This is a genomic window from Janthinobacterium sp. LPB2021202312-11-4 (assembly GCF_037049705.1).
In the GTDB taxonomy this organism is placed as follows: domain Bacteria; phylum Pseudomonadota; class Gammaproteobacteria; order Pseudomonadales; family Pseudomonadaceae; genus Aquipseudomonas.
The window spans coordinates 96392-113356 of sequence record NZ_JBAGKV010000007.1; the positions used below are offsets into that span (position 1 = coordinate 96392).

Below are 16965 nucleotides of genomic sequence, written 5' to 3' on the forward strand. Positions count from 1 at the left end.
CGCCTTTCTTCTATCCGGATTCTACCCACGCTCCACGGTTGCCTAATTTTGAAGTTCAACCGTTTCTGGGGGACGCATGCTGCAGAATATCAGGGACAATTCACAAGGCTGGATTGCCAAGACCATTATCGGAGTCATCGTTGCACTGATGGCTTTGACCGGTTTCGACGCCATTTTCAAGGCCACGACGCACAGCAATGATGCGGCCAAGGTCAACGGCGAAGAAATCAGCCAGAACGAGCTGAGCCAAGCCGTCGATATGCAACGCCGTCAGCTGATGCAACAGCTGGGCAAGGATTTCGACGCGTCGTTGCTCGACGAAAAAATGCTGCGCGAATCGGCCCTCAAGGGTTTGATCGATCGCAAGCTGCTGCTGCAAGGCGCAGAAAAATCGAAATTCGCTTTCTCTGAAGCCGCTTTGGACCAGGTGATCCTGCAGACGCCTGAATTCCAGGCTGACGGCAAGTTCAGCCCTGAGCGTTTCGACCAGGTGATCCGTCAACTGGGCTACAGCCGTATGCAGTTCCGCCAGATGCTCGCTCAGGAAATGCTGATCGGTCAGTTGCGTGCGGGCCTGGCCGGCAGTGGTTTCGTTACCGATGCACAGGTGCTGTCCTTTGCCCGTCTGGAAAAACAGACCCGCGACTTCGCCACCCTGAACGTCAAGGTTGACCCGGCGGCCGTAAAGCTGACCGACGATGAGGTCAAGGCTTACTACGACGAACACGCAAAGGAATTCATGACGCCGGATCAGGTGGTCATCGATTACCTGGAATTGAAGAAGTCTTCCTTCTTTGATCAGGTCGCCGTCAAGGACGAAGACCTGCAAGCGGCCTATCAGAAAGAAACCGCCAACCTGGCCGAACAACGCCGGGCTGCGCACATTCTGATCGAAGTGAACGACAAAGTGACCGAGGCGCAAGCCAAGGCCAAGATCGAAGAAGTGCAGGCGCGTCTGGCCAAAGGCGAGAAGTTCGAGGCCCTGGCCAAGGAATTCTCCCAGGACCCGGGTTCAGCGAACAACGGCGGTGACCTCGGTTACGCCGGTCCTGGCGTCTATGATCCGGCGTTCGAAAAAGCCCTGTACTCGTTGGCCAAGGATCAAGTGTCCGAGCCTGTTCGTACCGACTTCGGCTTCCACCTGATCAAGCTGTTGGGCGTTGAAGCGCCGCAAGTTCCTACGTTTGCCAGCCTCAAGGACAAGCTGACCCGCGAGCTGAAAACCCAGCAAGTCGAGCAGCGTTTCGTCGAAGCGACCAAGCAACTGGAAGATTCGTCGTTCGAAGCGTCTGACCTGGCTCAGCCGGCGCAGGACTTGAAGTTGACTGTCCACACCTCCGCGCCGTTCGGCCGTGAAGGTGGCGAAGGTGTTGCGGCCAACCGTGCCGTGGTCACTGCAGCGTTCAGCCCTGAAGTGCTGGATGAGGGTGCCAACAGCACCGCCATCGAGCTCGATCCGGAAACCGTGATCGTGCTGCGTGCCAAAGAGCACTTGAAGCCTTCGCAGTTGCCGCTCGAAAGCGTGGCTGCCAACATCCGTACGCAATTGGCCAAGGAGCACGCCAGTGCTGCCGCCAAGACCAAGGCCGATGAGTTGATCGCCAGCCTGCGCGATGGCAAGACCCCGCTGGACAAGGCTATCGACGGCCAGAACTGGAAAGTCACCGCAGCAGCCACCCGTGCGCAGGAAGGGGTTGACCCAACCGTGCTGCAGGCGCTGTTCCGCATGCCTAAGCCAGCCGCCAAAGACAAGCCGACCTTCAGCAGCGTAACCCTGGCCGATGGTAGCCTGGTGATCGTGCGCCTCAATGGCGTGAACGAAGCGGCGGCGCCGACCGATGAAGAGAAGGCTCAATACCGTCGCTTCCTCGCTTCGCGCATTGGCCAGCAAGACTTTGCTGCCTACCGCAAGCAGTTGGAAGCCGAAGCAGACATCAAGCGTTACTGATGACTGACTGAGTTTTGCGCTCCACAAGAACCCTGGCCGTAAGGCCGGGGTTTTTTTGTGGGTCAAGGTCGCAGCTGTCGGCAGTGCCTACAGGCGCGTAGGTGCTGCCGAAGGCTGCGATCTTTTGATCTTTGCTCTATTCATCGGTAATCCGTCCTGCCCAGCGCGACTTTTCCTCCATATAACGGTCAACACACCTGTAACCGTTTTAAGACACTAATCGGTGCGCACCTAAGCATCGTTCTGTTGCACAATACGCCCCGGACCGTTTTCTCTCAGGATGTTCAATGTTTAGATCAATTCCCATGCGTGTTGCAGGATTGGCGCTGATGCTGGCCGTTGCTGCCGGTTGTTCGTCGAAGAAAGCCGCCATCTATGAGCATGAGAACTTCGACGATTCCGGGACCTTTTCTCGCAACTATCCGGTGACTGATACGCAGACCTGCGAAGCCGCTCGTCGCGCCTTGCTCAGCCAGGGTTACATCATCACCAGCAGCGATCCGAAACTGGTCAGCGGGCACAAGAGCTTCCAGCAGACCGGCGAGACCCACATGGAGATCAGCTTCAGTGTGGTCTGTGCCGATGACGGCTCCGAAGGCCATCACGCCACGATGTTCGCCAACGCCTTGCAGGATCGCTACGCGTTGAAGAAGACCAATAACTCCGCCAGCCTCGGCGTCGGCGTGTTGGGCTCGGTGTCGATGCCAATCGGTTCGTCTGACGATTCGATGGTCAAGGTGGCCAGCGAAACCGTGTCCTCGGCCAAATTCTACGAGCGTTTCTTTACCCTGGTGGAGTTGTTCCTGCCGCCGGAAGCGAAGAAAGCCGCGCACATTGTCGAGAAACCGAAAACCGACCTGGGCGTGCCTGAAGCCAAGGCTGCACCGGCAGCACTGGCGCCGACGCCAGCGCCGGCCCCCGTCGCAGAACCTGTAGCGGCCCCGGCCCCCGAACCGGCCCCTGCGGTCTCGGAGCCGGTCGCACCGCCACCAGAAGCGGCCCCGATCACCCCGGTTGAAACGTCTGAGCCGGCGGCTCCAAGCACCGAAACCATCACACCACCTGTGCATCCGGACAACATGCCGGCGCCAAGCGAGCCGATCCCTGCGATGCCGTCCTCCGGGCAGTAAGCGCCCCAGGCGCTACGGGAGCGTGCCGCCGGCACGTGTCCCGTAGTCGTCATCAAGATTGACCCACGTCAAACCAGGCCGTTGTCCTACGGGCTGAATCGAAAAAATCCTGTGATAAATTCCTGACCACCTGCTACGTTTTATTCAGTAGCGGCAGAGTGTCGTGTGAGCGTCATTTTTCTTTCACGCGGGCACTTTATGCTCAAGGCGCTGGTCATTTGATCAGGCCATTTTTAATGAGTAACAGGGGGAACATCACAATGGATGAATATCAAGAAGAGCTGCTCGAGTACCAGGCGTTTGAACTGGACCCGCTGGAACCGGCCGAAGACGCCACCGAGCTGTAAGGCGTTACGCGGATTGGCGATGGCTGCGGCGAAACTCGCCAGGTGTCTGGCCGTTCCAGCGTTTGAAGGCTCGTTGAAAGGCTTCGGCTGAGGCAAAGCCCAGCAGATAGGCGATTTCCCCGAACGCCAGTTCGGTATCGCGAATGTAAGTCATGGCCAGGTCGCGGCGAGTGTCGTTGAGAATTGCACGAAATTGCGTGCCTTCCTCGGCGAGTTTGCGACGCAAGGTCCAGGTTGGCAGCTTCAGGCGTGCCGCCACTTCTTCCAGGTCGGGTTCCCGACCGCCATTGAGCAACGGACCCAGCAACTGAGTGATGCGTTCGCGCAGGCTACGGGTGCGTGTCAGTTGTTCCAGTTCCCGTTCACACAGTTGCAGCAGGTGTCGCCAGGTGCTCGGGCAGTGTTGCGGGTTGCGCTGGGCGAGGCTGTCCAGGCTCAGGCGCAGTTGATTGTGTTCGGCGCCGAACTGGATCGGACAATCGCCCAAGACGTCGTAGGCCTCCCGATAATCCGGTGCCTCGAATTCGATTTCTATGCGTTCGGCCCGCAGTGGGGCAGGGCTCAGGCTGGACAACTGCTGCAACCAACCAGCGATGATCGAATCCACCACAAAGCGGTTGTAGGCGTTGTACGGGCTGATGGAGTAAAACCGCAGCCACGCGCCCCGGACGTCTTCGTGAAAACTCGACTGGCCGCGATAGTTGGAGCCGTACAAGGCTTCGAAGCGAATCAGGCAACGCGCCGCTTCCCGTACTGTCGGCGCCTGCGCGGCGGTGACCCCGGCAAGGCCGGCCTGGCTCAAGCGACTGAGTTGGCCCATGCGCAAGCCCAGCGCCGGGTCGGCGGTCAGTTGAATCGCGCCGTGGCCCAGGCGCATGTAGCGCGGGATCGACAGGCGGGCGCCGGCTTCACCCAGGCGAGCCGCGTCGAGGCCGTATTGGTCGAGCAACGGTTGAGGATCGGCGCCATGGCTGCGCACGGCGTCGGCCAGGCTATGAACAAAGCCCACCGACAAATCCCCAAGGCGCATCGGCAGCGGTTTCATGATTTACAACCAGAGGTTCAGCAAACGCGCGCCACGGTCACTGCCATCGGCGGAATGTTGGCCGTTGCTGCTGAGAAAGCTTTGGCCGGCGCTGCCCTTGTCCCAGAACTGTCCACGCAGGAACACGCTCACGCCGGCAATTGCCTGACTGCTGGGTGGCTGGGCAATCAGGGTCAAGCGGTGCCAGGCCTGGCCTTCGCTGAGCTCGCCGGGCTTGAGGCTGACCGAGCCTGGTGTGGACAGGCCTTTATAGCCGCGCCACGGTTTGTCCCAAGTACCGTGCCCGACGACGAACGCGGGGACTGCCACCAGTTGCGCACCCTGTTCATCGAGCTTGCGGTAGTTGTCCGGGTACCAACTGTCGCTGCCGATCAAGATGCCCAAACGCCCGGCCGGGGTGTCGATCACGTTGACCGTGTGGTCGGTATTGGCGGCCAGGATGTCCTGTTCGTCGAAGATCGGATGCATCTGCCGCTGCGGCTGGCCAATCGGCAAACCATCGCGACCAAACACCACGCTGCTGTTGAACAACGCGCCATGACCGATTTTCAGGGTTCCGTCACGCACGCTCGGCTCGGGCAGCACGATGGAACCGGCCACCAGCGTGACGTGGAATTCTTTTGCCAACCCGCCGAACAGTGCCTGGTAATCCTTGGCCATGCTCTTGGCTTTCATGCGCAGGTGGGCGTCATCCAGGCGACTGGCACCTTTGGCGCTAATCAGGGCACGGACAAACTGCAGGGGATTGCTCGCCGCCAGCCAGTTCATGGCTTCTTTAAGGGTGCTGGCCTGGTACAACTCGTCTTTCTCGCCGGCGACCATCAGCCAAGTGCCGACATGCTCCGGCAGCACGACGATGGTTTTTTCGTTCAGCAGGCCCTGGTCCTCTGCTTTTTGCAGGTAAGCCGCGAGTTTGCGGTGCAAGCGCTCGGGGCTTTGATAGTCGGTGGGGAACAGCTCGGGCTGGATACCCAGCAAGTTGCCGCGATCGGCCGGGGTGCCTTGATCGACCGCCAGATTGATCCGCAGGTCCGACAGGTAATGACCCACCGGACGGTCCGCGGCCCACATGGCGTAGGTCGTCAGGGCGGCGATCAACGCCATGGAAAAGGTCAGGTACAGAAGTTTGCGCATGGGAAAGCAGTCAACAGCCGTGTGCGGGATTCGCCGACTAGGGTAGGGCGCATGCCGGCGCTTGCCAAGGGGCGCTGCGCATTTGGATCAATAAGTTGTCAGTTTGGGTCATTGAGTGACAGCGGTGCGACTCTTAGTCTGTCGAACATGACTGACGGGGGCCGAAGAGTTCCTGCATTTTTTCCGTGATCGCTCGATGTGGAGTTACCGATGGCCGCTGCTCACTACCCGCACCTGTTGGCCCCGCTGGACCTGGGTTTTACCACGCTGCGCAACCGTACCCTGATGGGCTCGATGCACACCGGTCTGGAAGAAAAGCCCGGTGGTTTCGAGCGCATGGCGGCGTATTTTGCCGAACGTGCCCGGGGCGGCGTTGGCCTGATGGTCACCGGCGGCATTGGTCCGAACGATGAGGGCGGCGTGTATTCCGGCGCGGCCAAGTTGACCACCGAAGAAGAAGCGCTCAAGCACCAGATCGTTACCCGTGCCGTGCACGAGGCGGGCGGCAAGATTTGTATGCAGATCCTTCACGCCGGCCGTTATGCCTACAGCCCGAAACAGGTTGCGCCGAGTGCCATTCAGGCGCCGATCAACCCGTTCAAGCCTAAAGAGCTGGATGAAGAAGGCATCGAGAAACAAATCAGCGATTTCGTCACCTGCTCGGTTCTGGCGCAAACTGCCGAGTACGACGGCGTCGAAATCATGGGCTCGGAAGGTTATTTCATTAACCAGTTCCTCGCGGCCCACACCAACCACCGCACCGACCGTTGGGGCGGCAGCTACGAAAACCGTATGCGCCTGCCGGTGGAAATCGTCCGTCGTGTACGCGAAGCGGTCGGTCCGAATTTCATCATCATCTTCCGTTTGTCGATGCTCGATCTGGTGGAAGGTGGCAGCAGTTGGGAAGAAATCGTCACACTGGCCAAAGCCATCGAGCAGGCCGGCGCGACGATCATCAACACCGGCATCGGCTGGCACGAAGCGCGCATTCCAACCATCGCCACCAAAGTGCCGCGCGCCGCGTTCAGCAAAGTCACTGCGAAACTGCGTGGCTCGGTGAACATCCCGCTGATCACCACCAACCGCATCAACACCCCGGAAATTGCCGAGCAGATCCTCGCGGAAGGCGACGCAGACATGGTGTCGATGGCCCGGCCATTTCTCGCCGACGCCGATTTCGTCAACAAGGCTGCCGCTGGTCGTGCCGACGAAATCAACACCTGCATCGGTTGCAACCAGGCCTGCCTCGATCACACGTTCGGTGGCAAGTTGACCAGTTGCCTGGTGAACCCTCGGGCCTGCCATGAGACCGAACTCAATTACCTGCCGGTGCAGCAGATCAAGAAAATCGCCGTGGTCGGCGCGGGCCCGGCGGGCCTGTCTGCGGCCACCGTGGCCGCCGAGCGTGGTCATCAGGTGACTCTGTTTGATTCGGCCAGCGAAATCGGCGGCCAGTTCAACATCGCCAAGCGTGTGCCGGGCAAGGAAGAGTTCTTCGAAACCCTGCGCTACTTCAACCGCAAGTTGCAGACCACCCACGTCGAGGTGTGCCTGAACACCCGTGTGGACGTGGCGCAATTGGTGGCCGGCGGTTACGACGAGATTATTCTGGCCACCGGCATCGCGCCGCGTACCCCGGCGATTCCGGGTGTCGAGAATGCCAAGGTGCTGAGCTATCTGGATGTGATCCTCGAGCGCAAACCGGTGGGTAAACGTGTGGCGGTAATCGGCGCTGGCGGTATCGGTTTCGATGTCTCGGAGTTTCTGGTTCACGAAGGGGTGGCCACCAGCCTGGACCGCGAAGCGTTCTGGAAAGAGTGGGGCATCGACACGCATCTGGAAGCGCGCGGCGGTGTGGCCGGGATCAAGGCCCAGCCCCATGCCCCGGCCCGGGAGGTGTTCCTGCTGCAACGCAAGAAGTCCAAAGTCGGCGATGGCCTGGGCAAAACCACAGGCTGGATTCACCGTACCGGTTTGAAGAACAAGCAAGTGCAGATGCTCAACAGCGTCGAATACCTGAAGATCGACGACGAAGGCCTGCACATCCGCATCGGCGAAACCGGCGAGCCGCAAGTGCTGGCGGTGGACAACATCGTGATCTGCGCCGGGCAGGACCCGCTGCGTGAATTGCAGGATGGTCTGGTCGCGGCGGGGCAGAACGTGCATTTGATTGGTGGTGCGGACGTGGCGGCGGAATTGGATGCCAAGCGCGCGATCAATCAGGGTTCGCGGTTGGCGGCTGAGTTGTAATCGGCAGGTCAAGCGTGCCAATGGCTTTCGCGAGCAAGCTTTGCTCCTACAGGATTAAAGGTGTTCACCCGATGGTGTTTCAACCGCTGTAGGAGCAAGGCTTGCCCGCGATGGCGTCTTGACTGCTGCTAAGATGCCGGCTCTTTACCCAGAGCCGGCATCAATGATTTCCCCTCCCCGCGACTGGCTCCCCCAAGCTCCCCTCAACCTTCTTCACCTGGACTGGCTAACCGCCGCCGGGCTCGAAGTCGCGATCCTGCGTCTGGACCAGATCGACCCGCTGATCAGCGGTAACAAGTGGTTCAAGCTCATCGAACACCTCAACGCCGCAGACCGGGCCGGCGCCGACGGCATCATCAGCCTCGGTGGTGCGCATTCCAATCATTTGCACGCGTTGGCCGCTGCCGGCAAACGCTTCGGCTTCACAACCGTCGGCCTGTTGCGCGGTCATCCGCAAGACACCCCGACCGTGAAGGATTTGCAGGACTTCGGCATGCAATTGCACTGGTTGGGCTACGGTGGTTATCGGGCGCGGCATGAGCCGGGTTTCTGGCAACCCTGGCGCACGCAATACCCGACCTTGCAAGCGGTACCGGAAGGGGGCGGTGGATTGCGCGGCGCGTTGGGATGTAGGCGGCTCAGGGATCAGGTTCGCGAGCAATTGGGCGCGATGGGCTGGAGCGACTATGACGGCTGGTGGCTGGCCTGCGGAACCGGTACCACTCTGGCCGGCCTGGTGTTGGCCGAGGCGGGTGAGCATCCGGTTTATGGCGCTCTGGCGGTGCCCGACGATCATGGCGTGGCGCAGCAGGTTGAATCGATTGTGCGAGAAACGGGGTTGTCGGCCCCGACTTATGAGCTGTTCGACGCCAGTCGTGGCGGGTTTGCCAAGGTTGATCCGCTGTTGCTTGAGTTCATTCAGCAGACCGAACAATCCAGCGGCATTCCCCTTGAACCGTTGTACACCGGCAAAGCGCTGCTGGCCCTCAAGCAGCAGGTCGAAGCCGGAAGATTCCCCAGGGGCACGCGCCTGATTTTCATCCACACCGGCGGCTTACAAGGCCGACGCGGATTCACCTAATAACAGTGCCCCCCCGTAGGAGCAGGCTTCGCCAGCTCCTACGGGGCTGGCTAACGGGTTCAGGTATTGCGACTGACCCGCTTCGGCATCATCCGCAACAACGTGTTATCCCCCACCACATAGTGGTGATACAGCCCGGCCACCGCGTGCAGGCCGATCAGCCAGTAACCGATCGTGCCGCCCAGTTCATGCCAACCCTGGATTTGCCTGGCCAGTTGTTTGTTTTCAGCCACCAGCAATGGCAGATCGAAGCCGTAAAACATCACTTGATGTCCCTTGGCGCTGGTCACCAGCCAGCCGAGGATCGGCATGGCGATCATGAACAGGTACAACGCCCAGTGCATCAGCCTGGCCAGGGTGGTCTGCCAGTGCGGCGACGCCGGGAAAATTTGCGGTGCCGGGCCCAGGCTTCGGGCGAACAGCCGCAGCCAGACCAGCACAAACACCGTGAGGCCCAGCATGAAGTGCGATTCGGTGATCAGCGTGCGCCCACCACTGCCTTTGGGGAAAATCCCGCGAAATTCGATGCAAGCGTAAACCAGTATCAGCAAGACCAGCATCAGCCAGTGCAATGCAATCGACACCGTGCTGTAGCGTGAGTCGGAGTTCTTCCAGGGCATACGGGGCTCTCCACAGGTCAATGCTTAAAGTGCCGTTCTTGTGCGGCGCTGTGCTTTAACTGTAATCCTGTTTTGGCGGATTTGCCTGTGGCGATTTGTCCGTTCAATGCTCTGGTTCAGCTAATTGACAACAAATAAGCGTGCAGGAGCATGGCTTGTCCGCGATGGCGTCCTTGAGATCGTCATCGCGGGCAAGCCAGGCTCCTACAGGGTATTCAGTGGATCAGTGGGTTTGCGGCATCTCGCCATTGGCCAGGCGTTGGTTGATATCGGCAATCACCTGAGGCAAATCGGTGATGGTGTCGATCATGTAATGCGGCCGCGAGCCTTCGAACATGGCGTGGATACGCTTGCGCTCGCTCGCCAGTTCCTCACTGCCCAGTGCCTGATATTCCGCGTAGTCCAGGCCCAGCGCGTTACCGGAACAGATCAGCGCCACGGTCCACATGCCCGCGCGGCGACCTTCAAGAATGCCCGGCACGGTGTCGTCGATCTTCACGCAAGCGGCGACGTCATCGATGCCCAGGGCAATCACGTTGGCCAGGGCCTGAGCCGGCCATGGGCGGCCGTTCGGTACTTCGTCGGTGGCGACCACGTGGTCGGCGACGTAGCCATTGGTGGCGGCCAGTTCCACCACTTTATCCATGACCTGTTTCGGGTAGCCGGAGCAGGAGCCGATCTTGATCCCTTGCTGACGCAGGTGGGCGATGGTCTCCAGGGCACCGGGGATCAGCGCCGAATGCTCGGCGATTTTTTCGATTTGCAGCGGCATGAAGCGTTTGTAGATGGCGGTGACGTCATCGTCGGTCGGCGTGCGGCCGAACGCCTTGCGATAACGTTCAGCGACTTGCGGCTGATCGCACAGGGTGCGGATGTGGTCCCACTTGCCCATGCCCATCGGCCCCCGGGCTTCCTCGATGGACACCTGGACGTCGAATTCGGCGAAGGCTTCGACAAAAATCTGGGTTGGCGCGAAGGAGCCGAAATCGACCACGGTGCCGGCCCAGTCGAGGATCGCGGCTTGGAGTTTGGTGGGGTTTGTATAGTTCATGGTGATCAAATCCTGTGGCAACTGGCTAATGACGGGCTGCTTTGGGTGGGAGCGGGCTTGCTCGCGAAGGCGGTGTGGCAGTCGACATCCATGTTTAATGTCAGGTCGCTTTCGCGAGCAAGCCCGCTCCCACAAGGGGGGGTACGGTGTGGGTCAGATTTCGAGGACTTCCATTTCCCGCAGTACCTCGGCAATCGCCGTCACTGCCGCGTGCATTTCGGCTTGGTTCACATGGCCGATGCAACCGACGCGGAACGTCTCGACCCGGGTCAATTTGCCGGGGTAAAGGATGAAACCCCTGGCCTTGACCCGTTCGTAGAATTCCTTGAACTGGTAGCGCGGGTCTTTCGGTGCGTGGAAGGTGACGATGATCGGCGCCTGGATCGCGACGGGCAGGAAGCTGCGCAAACCGAGTCGGGCCATGCCCTCAAGCAGCACTTGGCAGTTGTTGGCGTAGCGCTGATGCCGGGCGGGCAAACCGCCTTCTTCGTTGTATTGCAGCAGGGCTTCGTGCAACGCCGCGACCACGTGGGTCGGCGGGGTGAAGCGCCATTGGCCGGTCTTGGCCATGTAGGTGTGCTGGTCGAACAAGTCCATCGCCAGTGAGTGCGAGTTGCCGGCGGCATTGGCCAGGGATTCTTTGCGAGCGAAGACGAAACCCATCCCCGGTACACCTTCCAGGCATTTGCCCGAAGCGGCGATCAGCGCGTCGAACGGCACCTGTTGTGCATCAATCGGCAGGGCACCAAAAGAACTCATCGCGTCGACGATCAGGCGTTTGCCGTGTTGCGCAATAACGCGGGCGATTTCCGGCAGCGGATTGAGGATGCCAGTGCTGGTTTCGCAGTGAATCAATGCGACGTGGCTGATGCTCGGGTCGGCCCGCAACAGGCGATCAACGTCTGCGGCGGTGGTCGGTTGATCTTCGGCGGTTTCGAAGGTGCTGAATGAGCGGCCGAGCACTTCGCAGATCTTCGCCAGGCGTTTGCCGTAGGCGCCATTGATCAGCACCAGGACTTTGCCATCACGCGGCACCAGGGTGCCGATGGCCGCTTCGACCGCAAAAGTACCGCTGCCTTGAAGCGGCACGCAATCGTGACTGTCGGCGCCGTTGATGATCGCCAACAGCTGCTCGCACAGGCTGGCGGTCATTTGGTTGAAGCGGTCATCCCATGAACCCCAGTCAACCATCATCGCCTGACGGGTGCGTGCCGAAGTGGTCAGTGGGCCGGGGGTGAGCAGGATGGGTTCGGCGGTACTCATTCTCGTGTCCTTGCAATCGATGGGATGACGCTACGGGGCTTAAATTGCAATTTGCAGTCACATCAATCAAATTGTTTGTTGTTATGCCAGTCATCAGTGAGAGTTATTCATGAACCTGTTCCAGCTCCGTGCGTTCGACGCGGTGGCCCGCGAGGGCAGCTTCACCCGGGCTGCCGCGCGATTGTTTATCAGCCAGCCGGCGGTCACCGGGCACATCAAGGCGCTGGAGGAGCACTACCAGATCACCTTGTTGCGACGCACCGCGCGACGGGTGGAGTTGACGGAGGAAGGCACCCAACTGGCGGCAATCACTCGGGCCATGTTTGGCCTCGCCGAAGAAGCGCAAGTGATGCTCGAAGCCAATCGGCAATTGCTCACCGGGCGCCTGGAAGTGGCGGCGGACGGGCCGCATAGGGTTATGCCGATGCTCGCCAGTCTGCGTGTGCGTTATCCGGGGATCACCGTGAACTTGCGCTTGGGCAACGCGCAGGAAACGTTGGCGGCGTTGTTGTCCGAGCACGCCGACGTGGCCGTGTTGACTGAGGTCGAGCCGCGCAAGGGCTTGCATTTGCAAGCGTTGAGCGAATCGCGGATCTGCGCGCTGGTGCCGGTCGGGCACCCTTGGGCACAGCGCGCCAAGGCCTTGCCGTTGAAGGAACTGGACCAGGTGATCATGGTGTTGCGCGAGCCGAGTTCGATTACCCGGCGCACGTTTGACGAAGCGTGCAGCCAGGCCAGGGTTAATCCACGGGTGTTGCTGGAGCTGGACAGCCGCGAGGCGGTGACTGAAGCGGTTGCTGCCGAACTGGGGATTGGCGTGGTGTCATCGGTGGAGGTCAGCCATGACCCACGGGTGGCCGCGGTGCCGATTTTGGGGGAGGGGTTGGTGAACCGGCACATGATCGGGTGCATGGAGCGTCGGCGGGATTTGCGCTTGATTCAGGCGTTTCTCGATTTGGCGCCCAAGGCATGAGCGAACGATAAATCTCGGCGCAGGAGCTGCCGCAGGCTGCAATCTTTTGACCTTGGCGCTTAAAAACAAAATCAAAAGATCGCAGCCTTCGGCAGCTCCTACAGGGAGCGGTCAAACATGATGCTCGCGCACCAGACCCGGTCAGCGGGCGTTATCCGGGAGTGTCCCGGCGATTGACCAGCCAATCGAAGAGCAGCCGGGTATCGCCGCGCGAGGGGGGCGTGTGGGTAGGGCGTGGGTTTTGCAGGTTTGAGCCGACGTGAAGGATCGGCCGATCCGGGTCGCTGTCGAGGAAACTGATGAACACGTCGCTGCCAGCGACTGGCAGCCCGCAAGGGTCGTCGCAGCTACCCATCGCCACCGGCAACCAGAGGCCAACCGGTTCCGGCGCAATCGCTTGGGGCCACAGGCTGACTTGAATCCGGCCCTGTTCATCGAGCATCGGCGGTTGACCGGGTTCACCGAGCACCCGGGCGGGCTGATAGCCGGGGATGTTCGGCCTGGGCTGTTTGAGCGCCGGCCGGAACACCGTTGACCAGGGAATGGCGGTGAACCGGTTGCAATAGCCGGGCCCCGCCGCGAATTCTTCCTGATTGAGAATCGACGGTTGCTGCCCGTGATGGCGGATTTCGGTGAGCAGCCATTGGTCATTGAAACTCGACACCGGGTGCTGTTCGACCTGCACGATGCGGCCGCTGAGCAAGCCGGGCTGATCGCTTTTGCCGTGGACTATCCGTTGCTGGCAACGCAGCCGTTCCAGCGTCCGGTGGCTGCGTTGATCGCGGTGCAATTGCCCGGTCGCCAGGCGTGTGGAGATCGGCCTGTTGCGGGCCAACGGATGATTGGCCGCTCCCAGGCTGGGCGGCGTTGTACCTCGGTCGCGGACCTCGGCCTGGGTGAGTATCAGTGGCGAGTCGTGACGCTGGAACAACTCGCGAATCGTGGCGACATCAGGCTCTTCAAAGGGATCGCCATGGAAGGGGGTCAACACCGGTACCTGGGGGAAACTCAAACTGTCATCCGCCAGCACCAGCACATGCCCGTCGTGATGGTGTTCAAAGTGATAGTGGATGCCTTCCGCTTCGCAGAGCCGATGCAGCAAGGCCAGGTCGCTTTCTTCGTATTGAATGCAAAAGGGTCGGATCGGGTAATGCCCGGTGCTCAGTTCAAAACGGTAGCTGTGCCTGGGCAGCGTATGTTCTTCCAGCAACTGGCGCAGGATGGCCGGCACGCTGAGGCGCTGGAATACCCGGCGCACGGGCTGTCGTTCAAGGTTTTGCAGGTGCGGCACGAGCACCAGTCGGTAGCCGATCCGATGCGGGCCGCGATGTTCGCGGCTGGCGCTGTGCAGAATGCCGTGGAATCCCTGGCCGTCCCCCAGGCTCAGGAACGCCGGTTGTTGCAGCAGTCGGTCGAGGTTCATCGCCGGGGCCAGGCCGATCACTTCGATGTCGAACCGATAGGGCTGGTTGAGGCCTTCATGGCCGCTGAACTGCAACACCTGCAAACTCAAATCATCCTCGACCAGGGTCAGAGTGAAGGGACTTTCCTTGTCGTTATGCATTGCGTGCGTTTCTGCCATGAAATTCGGGGCGCAGAGGGTACGAAACCGCAGCGCGGAATAGTCATCGCAAAGCGACTTTTCAGATTTGCCCTACAAGCGCTGTTGAAGAAGTCGACGGCATGCCGCTCAACAGGATGGAATTTTTGGTCGATTGCCGACTTTAGGCCGTATAAACTTGCCGCCATGCGTCGGCCAATAGATGTCTCGGCGCCACAGATCAAGAGAGTGAGTAATGGGCGCACAGTGGAAGGTTAAACACAAAGAAGCGGCATCCAACGCCAAGGGCAAGATCTTCGGCAAACTGGTGAAAGAAATCACCATTGCTGCGCGTAACGGTGCCGATACCGCCACCAACGCACACTTGCGCCTGGTGGTCGAGCAGGCCAAGAAAGCCTCGATGCCCAAGGAAACCCTGGATCGTGCGATCAAGAAAGGCGCGGGCCTGCTGGGCGAAACCGTGCAGTACCATCGCGTGACCTATGAAGGCTTCGCGCCGCATCAGGTGCCGCTGATCGTTGAATGCGTCACCGACAACATCAACCGTACCGTCGCTGAAATCCGCGTGGCATTCCGCAAGGGCCAATTGGGCGCTTCCGGTTCGGTGGCCTGGGACTTCAACCATGTCGGCATGATCGAGGCGTCCCCGGACAGCCCTGACGCCGACCCGGAAATGGCTGCCATCGAAGCTGGCGCCCAGGATTTCGAGCCGGGTGAAGAAGAGGGCACGACCCTGTTCCTGACCGAACCTGCCGACCTCGACGCCGTGCAGAAAGCTTTGCCTGAGCAAGGTTTCACCGTGTTGTCGGCAAAGTTGGGCTACCAGCCGAAAAACCCGGTCAGCGGTTTGAGCGACGAGCAAATGGCTGAAGTCGAAGCCTTCCTTGAAGGCCTCGATAACCATGACGACGTGCAGGACATGTTCGTCGGGTTGGCGGGTTAAGTTCTTTCAGCAGAATGTGGGTTGCGATAGAGATCAAAAGATCGCAGCCTTCGGCAGCGCCTACGGGGAAAAGTGAACACCTGTAGGCGCTGCCGAAGGCTGCGATCTTTTTCGTCAAGACGCCGCAACTATCTCCTGCAATACAGCGCCAATCTCTGAAAACCCCGGCCGCGCGAGCACATCTGCCTGACAGCAGCGCCGTTCCAGATCTTCCAGCGCCAGCCGATCGACATCGCTCAACCCCGCATCAATCCGCGCCAGCAACTCCCCCAGCAACACCCCGAACGCCCGCACTTCGATCCGTTGCAGCGCCCGGCTTTCAACGCTGTCCGTGGTCGCATGGAACGACGCGCCGCCGAAATCCCCCAGCAGGCAATCGCCGTGCTCGTTCCACAAAATATTGTGGGCGTAGAGATCGCCGTGGGTGATGCCTTGGTCATGCAGGTGTTCGGCCGCTGAGGCGACGCCACGGGCCATGTGCAATGCCACGTCGGCGCTGAACCGGGTGTCTTCGCTGTAAACGTCACGGCTGCACGACTCCAGGCTTGGCAACCCGGCCAGGTTGCGATAGCTCGGATCGATCAGTTGCATCACCAGCCCGGCCTGGGCTTGCGGATGCCCGACAATGCGCCCTTCGACGCGGATCAGGTTGGGGTGCAGTCCGGCAGTGATGCAGGCGTTCATTTCATGCAGCGGCGAGCCATCGCTGGTCATCTCGCCTTTGTAGAGCTTCACCGCGACCTCGGTGGCCGGTTTCTGTTCGCGTTCCCATGTGGCGCGATGAATCACGCCGGACGCGCCTTCACCGAGTTTTTGCTGCAGATGCAGCGTCGACCACGCAATGCTCGGCGTAGCCTCCAGGGCGGCGGCGTCGGCTTCGGTCTCCAGCGGGTTGCCGGCATAGGCCAGCCAGGTCAGGGCCGGCAGGGTCAGCAGCCACTCGGGCAGTTCGGTAAACCGGTTGGCCGAGATGCGCAGCAGTTCCAGCCGATGACACTGAACCAGGCTCTCGGGTAATTGCTGCAAGTGGTTGCCGGCGAGCATCAGTTTTTGCATGAGCGGGCGTTCGCCCAGCTCGGTCGGCAGTTCGCTGATGCAGTTGTCGGTCAGGATCAGCCAGCGCAATTGCGGCGGCAGGGCGGCGCCTGGCACATGCTCGATGCGATTGGCCCTGAAGCCGATCATGCTCAGCGCCGAACATTGGCCCAGGCACGCCGGCAGTTCGGTGAACAGGTTGTCGGAGCAGAACACGATCCGCAAACGGGTCAGGCGGTGCAGGTCGTCCGGCAGGCTGCTCAAGGCATTGCCGCTGAGGTTGAGCACCTCCAGCGAGTCCGCCAGGTCAAAAATTTCTCGGGGGAACTCTGTCAGGCCGCAGGACAGGTCCAGACGCGTGATACCTGCCAGCTCGCCGGCCCGCAGTTGTGCAAGGGTATTCATCAACGGATTCGCTTTGATCTGGTAGAAGGGCGCGGTGGCCTGGAAATGGGCTGCATGATAGCGGGAAGTTGTGGTGTCGGTCAGGGCCTCTTCGCGAGCAAGCCCGCTTCCCACCTTCAGTACGCGATCTCCTTTGGGAGCGGGCTTGCTCGCGAAGAGGCCTGAAGCTGCAACCCATG

Annotated in this window: 13 protein-coding genes; 6 read left to right on the forward strand and 7 right to left on the reverse strand. The window is 60.5% G+C overall.

Features of this window, described 5'->3' with window-relative positions; all coding sequences use genetic code 11:
• Positions 1-76: 76 nt before the first annotated feature.
• Together V5E99_RS10005 and V5E99_RS10010 are read left to right on the forward strand one after the other, a co-directional pair.
• Positions 77-1948 carry a SurA N-terminal domain-containing protein gene (locus V5E99_RS10005; RefSeq protein WP_499802315.1) on the forward strand — a complete coding sequence of 624 codons (1872 nt, stop codon included), beginning with the start codon at positions 77-79 and terminating at the stop codon, positions 1946-1948.
• 287 nt (positions 1949-2235) lie between these two features.
• Positions 2236-3078, forward strand: a complete 843-nt coding sequence (locus V5E99_RS10010) for a DUF2242 domain-containing protein (RefSeq protein ID WP_499802316.1) — start codon at positions 2236-2238, stop codon at positions 3076-3078.
• Between the two features lie 351 nt (positions 3079-3429).
• On the opposite strand, the gene V5E99_RS10015 is transcribed toward V5E99_RS10010, so the two are convergent.
• Together V5E99_RS10015 and V5E99_RS10020 are read right to left on the reverse strand one after the other, a co-directional pair.
• On the reverse strand, positions 3430-4470 hold the full coding sequence (locus V5E99_RS10015) for an AraC family transcriptional regulator (RefSeq protein WP_499802317.1): 1041 nt from the start codon (positions 4468-4470) through the stop codon (positions 3430-3432).
• A gap of 3 nt (positions 4471-4473) precedes the next feature.
• Positions 4474-5604 (reverse strand): carbon-nitrogen hydrolase family protein, encoded by a 1131-nt coding sequence (locus tag V5E99_RS10020; RefSeq protein ID WP_499802318.1) that lies wholly within the window; start codon positions 5602-5604, stop codon positions 4474-4476.
• A 210-nt stretch (positions 5605-5814) separates the two neighbouring features.
• Between V5E99_RS10020 and V5E99_RS10025 the strand changes: the two genes are divergently transcribed.
• Both V5E99_RS10025 and V5E99_RS10030 read left to right on the forward strand, forming a co-directional pair.
• A complete protein-coding gene (locus tag V5E99_RS10025) occupies positions 5815-7854 on the forward strand; it encodes an oxidoreductase (RefSeq protein WP_499802319.1) in 2040 nt (679 codons plus the stop codon).
• Positions 7855-8017: 163 nt separating this feature from the next.
• On the forward strand, positions 8018-8935 hold the full coding sequence (locus V5E99_RS10030) for a 1-aminocyclopropane-1-carboxylate deaminase/D-cysteine desulfhydrase (protein ID WP_499802320.1): 918 nt from the start codon (positions 8018-8020) through the stop codon (positions 8933-8935).
• A 59-nt stretch (positions 8936-8994) separates the two neighbouring features.
• Here the strand turns inward: V5E99_RS10030 and V5E99_RS10035 are convergent, their stop codons facing one another.
• From V5E99_RS10035 to V5E99_RS10045, 3 genes are all read right to left on the reverse strand, one after another.
• On the reverse strand, positions 8995-9555 hold the full coding sequence (locus V5E99_RS10035) for a cytochrome b (protein ID WP_499802321.1): 561 nt from the start codon (positions 9553-9555) through the stop codon (positions 8995-8997).
• Between the two features lie 223 nt (positions 9556-9778).
• Positions 9779-10606, reverse strand: a complete 828-nt coding sequence (gene phnX / locus V5E99_RS10040) for a phosphonoacetaldehyde hydrolase (protein ID WP_499802322.1) — start codon at positions 10604-10606, stop codon at positions 9779-9781.
• Between the two features lie 153 nt (positions 10607-10759).
• The gene (locus V5E99_RS10045; protein WP_499802323.1) at positions 10760-11869 is read right to left on the reverse strand and encodes a 2-aminoethylphosphonate--pyruvate transaminase; all 1110 of its coding nucleotides are present in this window, start codon (positions 11867-11869) and stop codon (positions 10760-10762) included.
• A 109-nt stretch (positions 11870-11978) separates the two neighbouring features.
• Between V5E99_RS10045 and V5E99_RS10050 the strand changes: the two genes are divergently transcribed.
• On the forward strand, positions 11979-12842 hold the full coding sequence (locus V5E99_RS10050; protein WP_499802324.1) for a LysR substrate-binding domain-containing protein: 864 nt from the start codon (positions 11979-11981) through the stop codon (positions 12840-12842).
• Positions 12843-12993: 151 nt separating this feature from the next.
• Here the strand turns inward: V5E99_RS10050 and V5E99_RS10055 are convergent, their stop codons facing one another.
• The gene (locus V5E99_RS10055; RefSeq protein ID WP_499802325.1) at positions 12994-14406 is read right to left on the reverse strand and encodes a type VI secretion system Vgr family protein; all 1413 of its coding nucleotides are present in this window, start codon (positions 14404-14406) and stop codon (positions 12994-12996) included.
• A 232-nt stretch (positions 14407-14638) separates the two neighbouring features.
• Here V5E99_RS10055 and V5E99_RS10060 point away from each other — a divergent pair, with 232 nt between their 5' ends.
• Complete coding sequence (locus V5E99_RS10060) at positions 14639-15346, forward strand: YebC/PmpR family DNA-binding transcriptional regulator (RefSeq protein WP_046032546.1); 708 nt, start codon at positions 14639-14641, stop codon at positions 15344-15346.
• 114 nt (positions 15347-15460) lie between these two features.
• Here the strand turns inward: V5E99_RS10060 and V5E99_RS10065 are convergent, their stop codons facing one another.
• Positions 15461-16786: a leucine-rich repeat-containing protein kinase family protein gene (locus tag V5E99_RS10065; protein WP_499802326.1), complete on the reverse strand. Its 1326-nt coding sequence runs from the start codon at positions 16784-16786 to the stop codon at positions 15461-15463.
• Positions 16787-16965: the final 179 nt, after the last annotated feature.

Bases quoted from the DNA above. Each gene is read 5' to 3' on its own strand.
- V5E99_RS10005 (WP_499802315.1), top strand. From the start codon at position 77: ATGCTGCAGAATATCAGGGACAATTCACAAGGCTGGATTGCCAAGACC.
- V5E99_RS10055 (WP_499802325.1), bottom strand. From the start codon at position 14,406: ATGCATAACGACAAGGAAAGTCCCTTCACTCTGACCCTGGTCGAGGAT.
- V5E99_RS10025 (WP_499802319.1), top strand. From the start codon at position 5,815: ATGGCCGCTGCTCACTACCCGCACCTGTTGGCCCCGCTGGACCTGGGT.
- V5E99_RS10010 (WP_499802316.1), top strand. From the start codon at position 2,236: ATGTTTAGATCAATTCCCATGCGTGTTGCAGGATTGGCGCTGATGCTG.
- V5E99_RS10060 (WP_046032546.1), top strand. From the start codon at position 14,639: ATGGGCGCACAGTGGAAGGTTAAACACAAAGAAGCGGCATCCAACGCC.
- V5E99_RS10045 (WP_499802323.1), bottom strand. From the start codon at position 11,869: ATGAGTACCGCCGAACCCATCCTGCTCACCCCCGGCCCACTGACCACT.
- V5E99_RS10035 (WP_499802321.1), bottom strand. From the start codon at position 9,555: ATGCCCTGGAAGAACTCCGACTCACGCTACAGCACGGTGTCGATTGCA.
- V5E99_RS10020 (WP_499802318.1), bottom strand. From the start codon at position 5,604: ATGCGCAAACTTCTGTACCTGACCTTTTCCATGGCGTTGATCGCCGCC.
- V5E99_RS10050 (WP_499802324.1), top strand. From the start codon at position 11,979: ATGAACCTGTTCCAGCTCCGTGCGTTCGACGCGGTGGCCCGCGAGGGC.
- V5E99_RS10065 (WP_499802326.1), bottom strand. From the start codon at position 16,786: ATGAATACCCTTGCACAACTGCGGGCCGGCGAGCTGGCAGGTATCACG.
- V5E99_RS10030 (WP_499802320.1), top strand. From the start codon at position 8,018: ATGATTTCCCCTCCCCGCGACTGGCTCCCCCAAGCTCCCCTCAACCTT.
- V5E99_RS10015 (WP_499802317.1), bottom strand. From the start codon at position 4,470: ATGAAACCGCTGCCGATGCGCCTTGGGGATTTGTCGGTGGGCTTTGTT.
- phnX (WP_499802322.1), bottom strand. From the start codon at position 10,606: ATGAACTATACAAACCCCACCAAACTCCAAGCCGCGATCCTCGACTGG.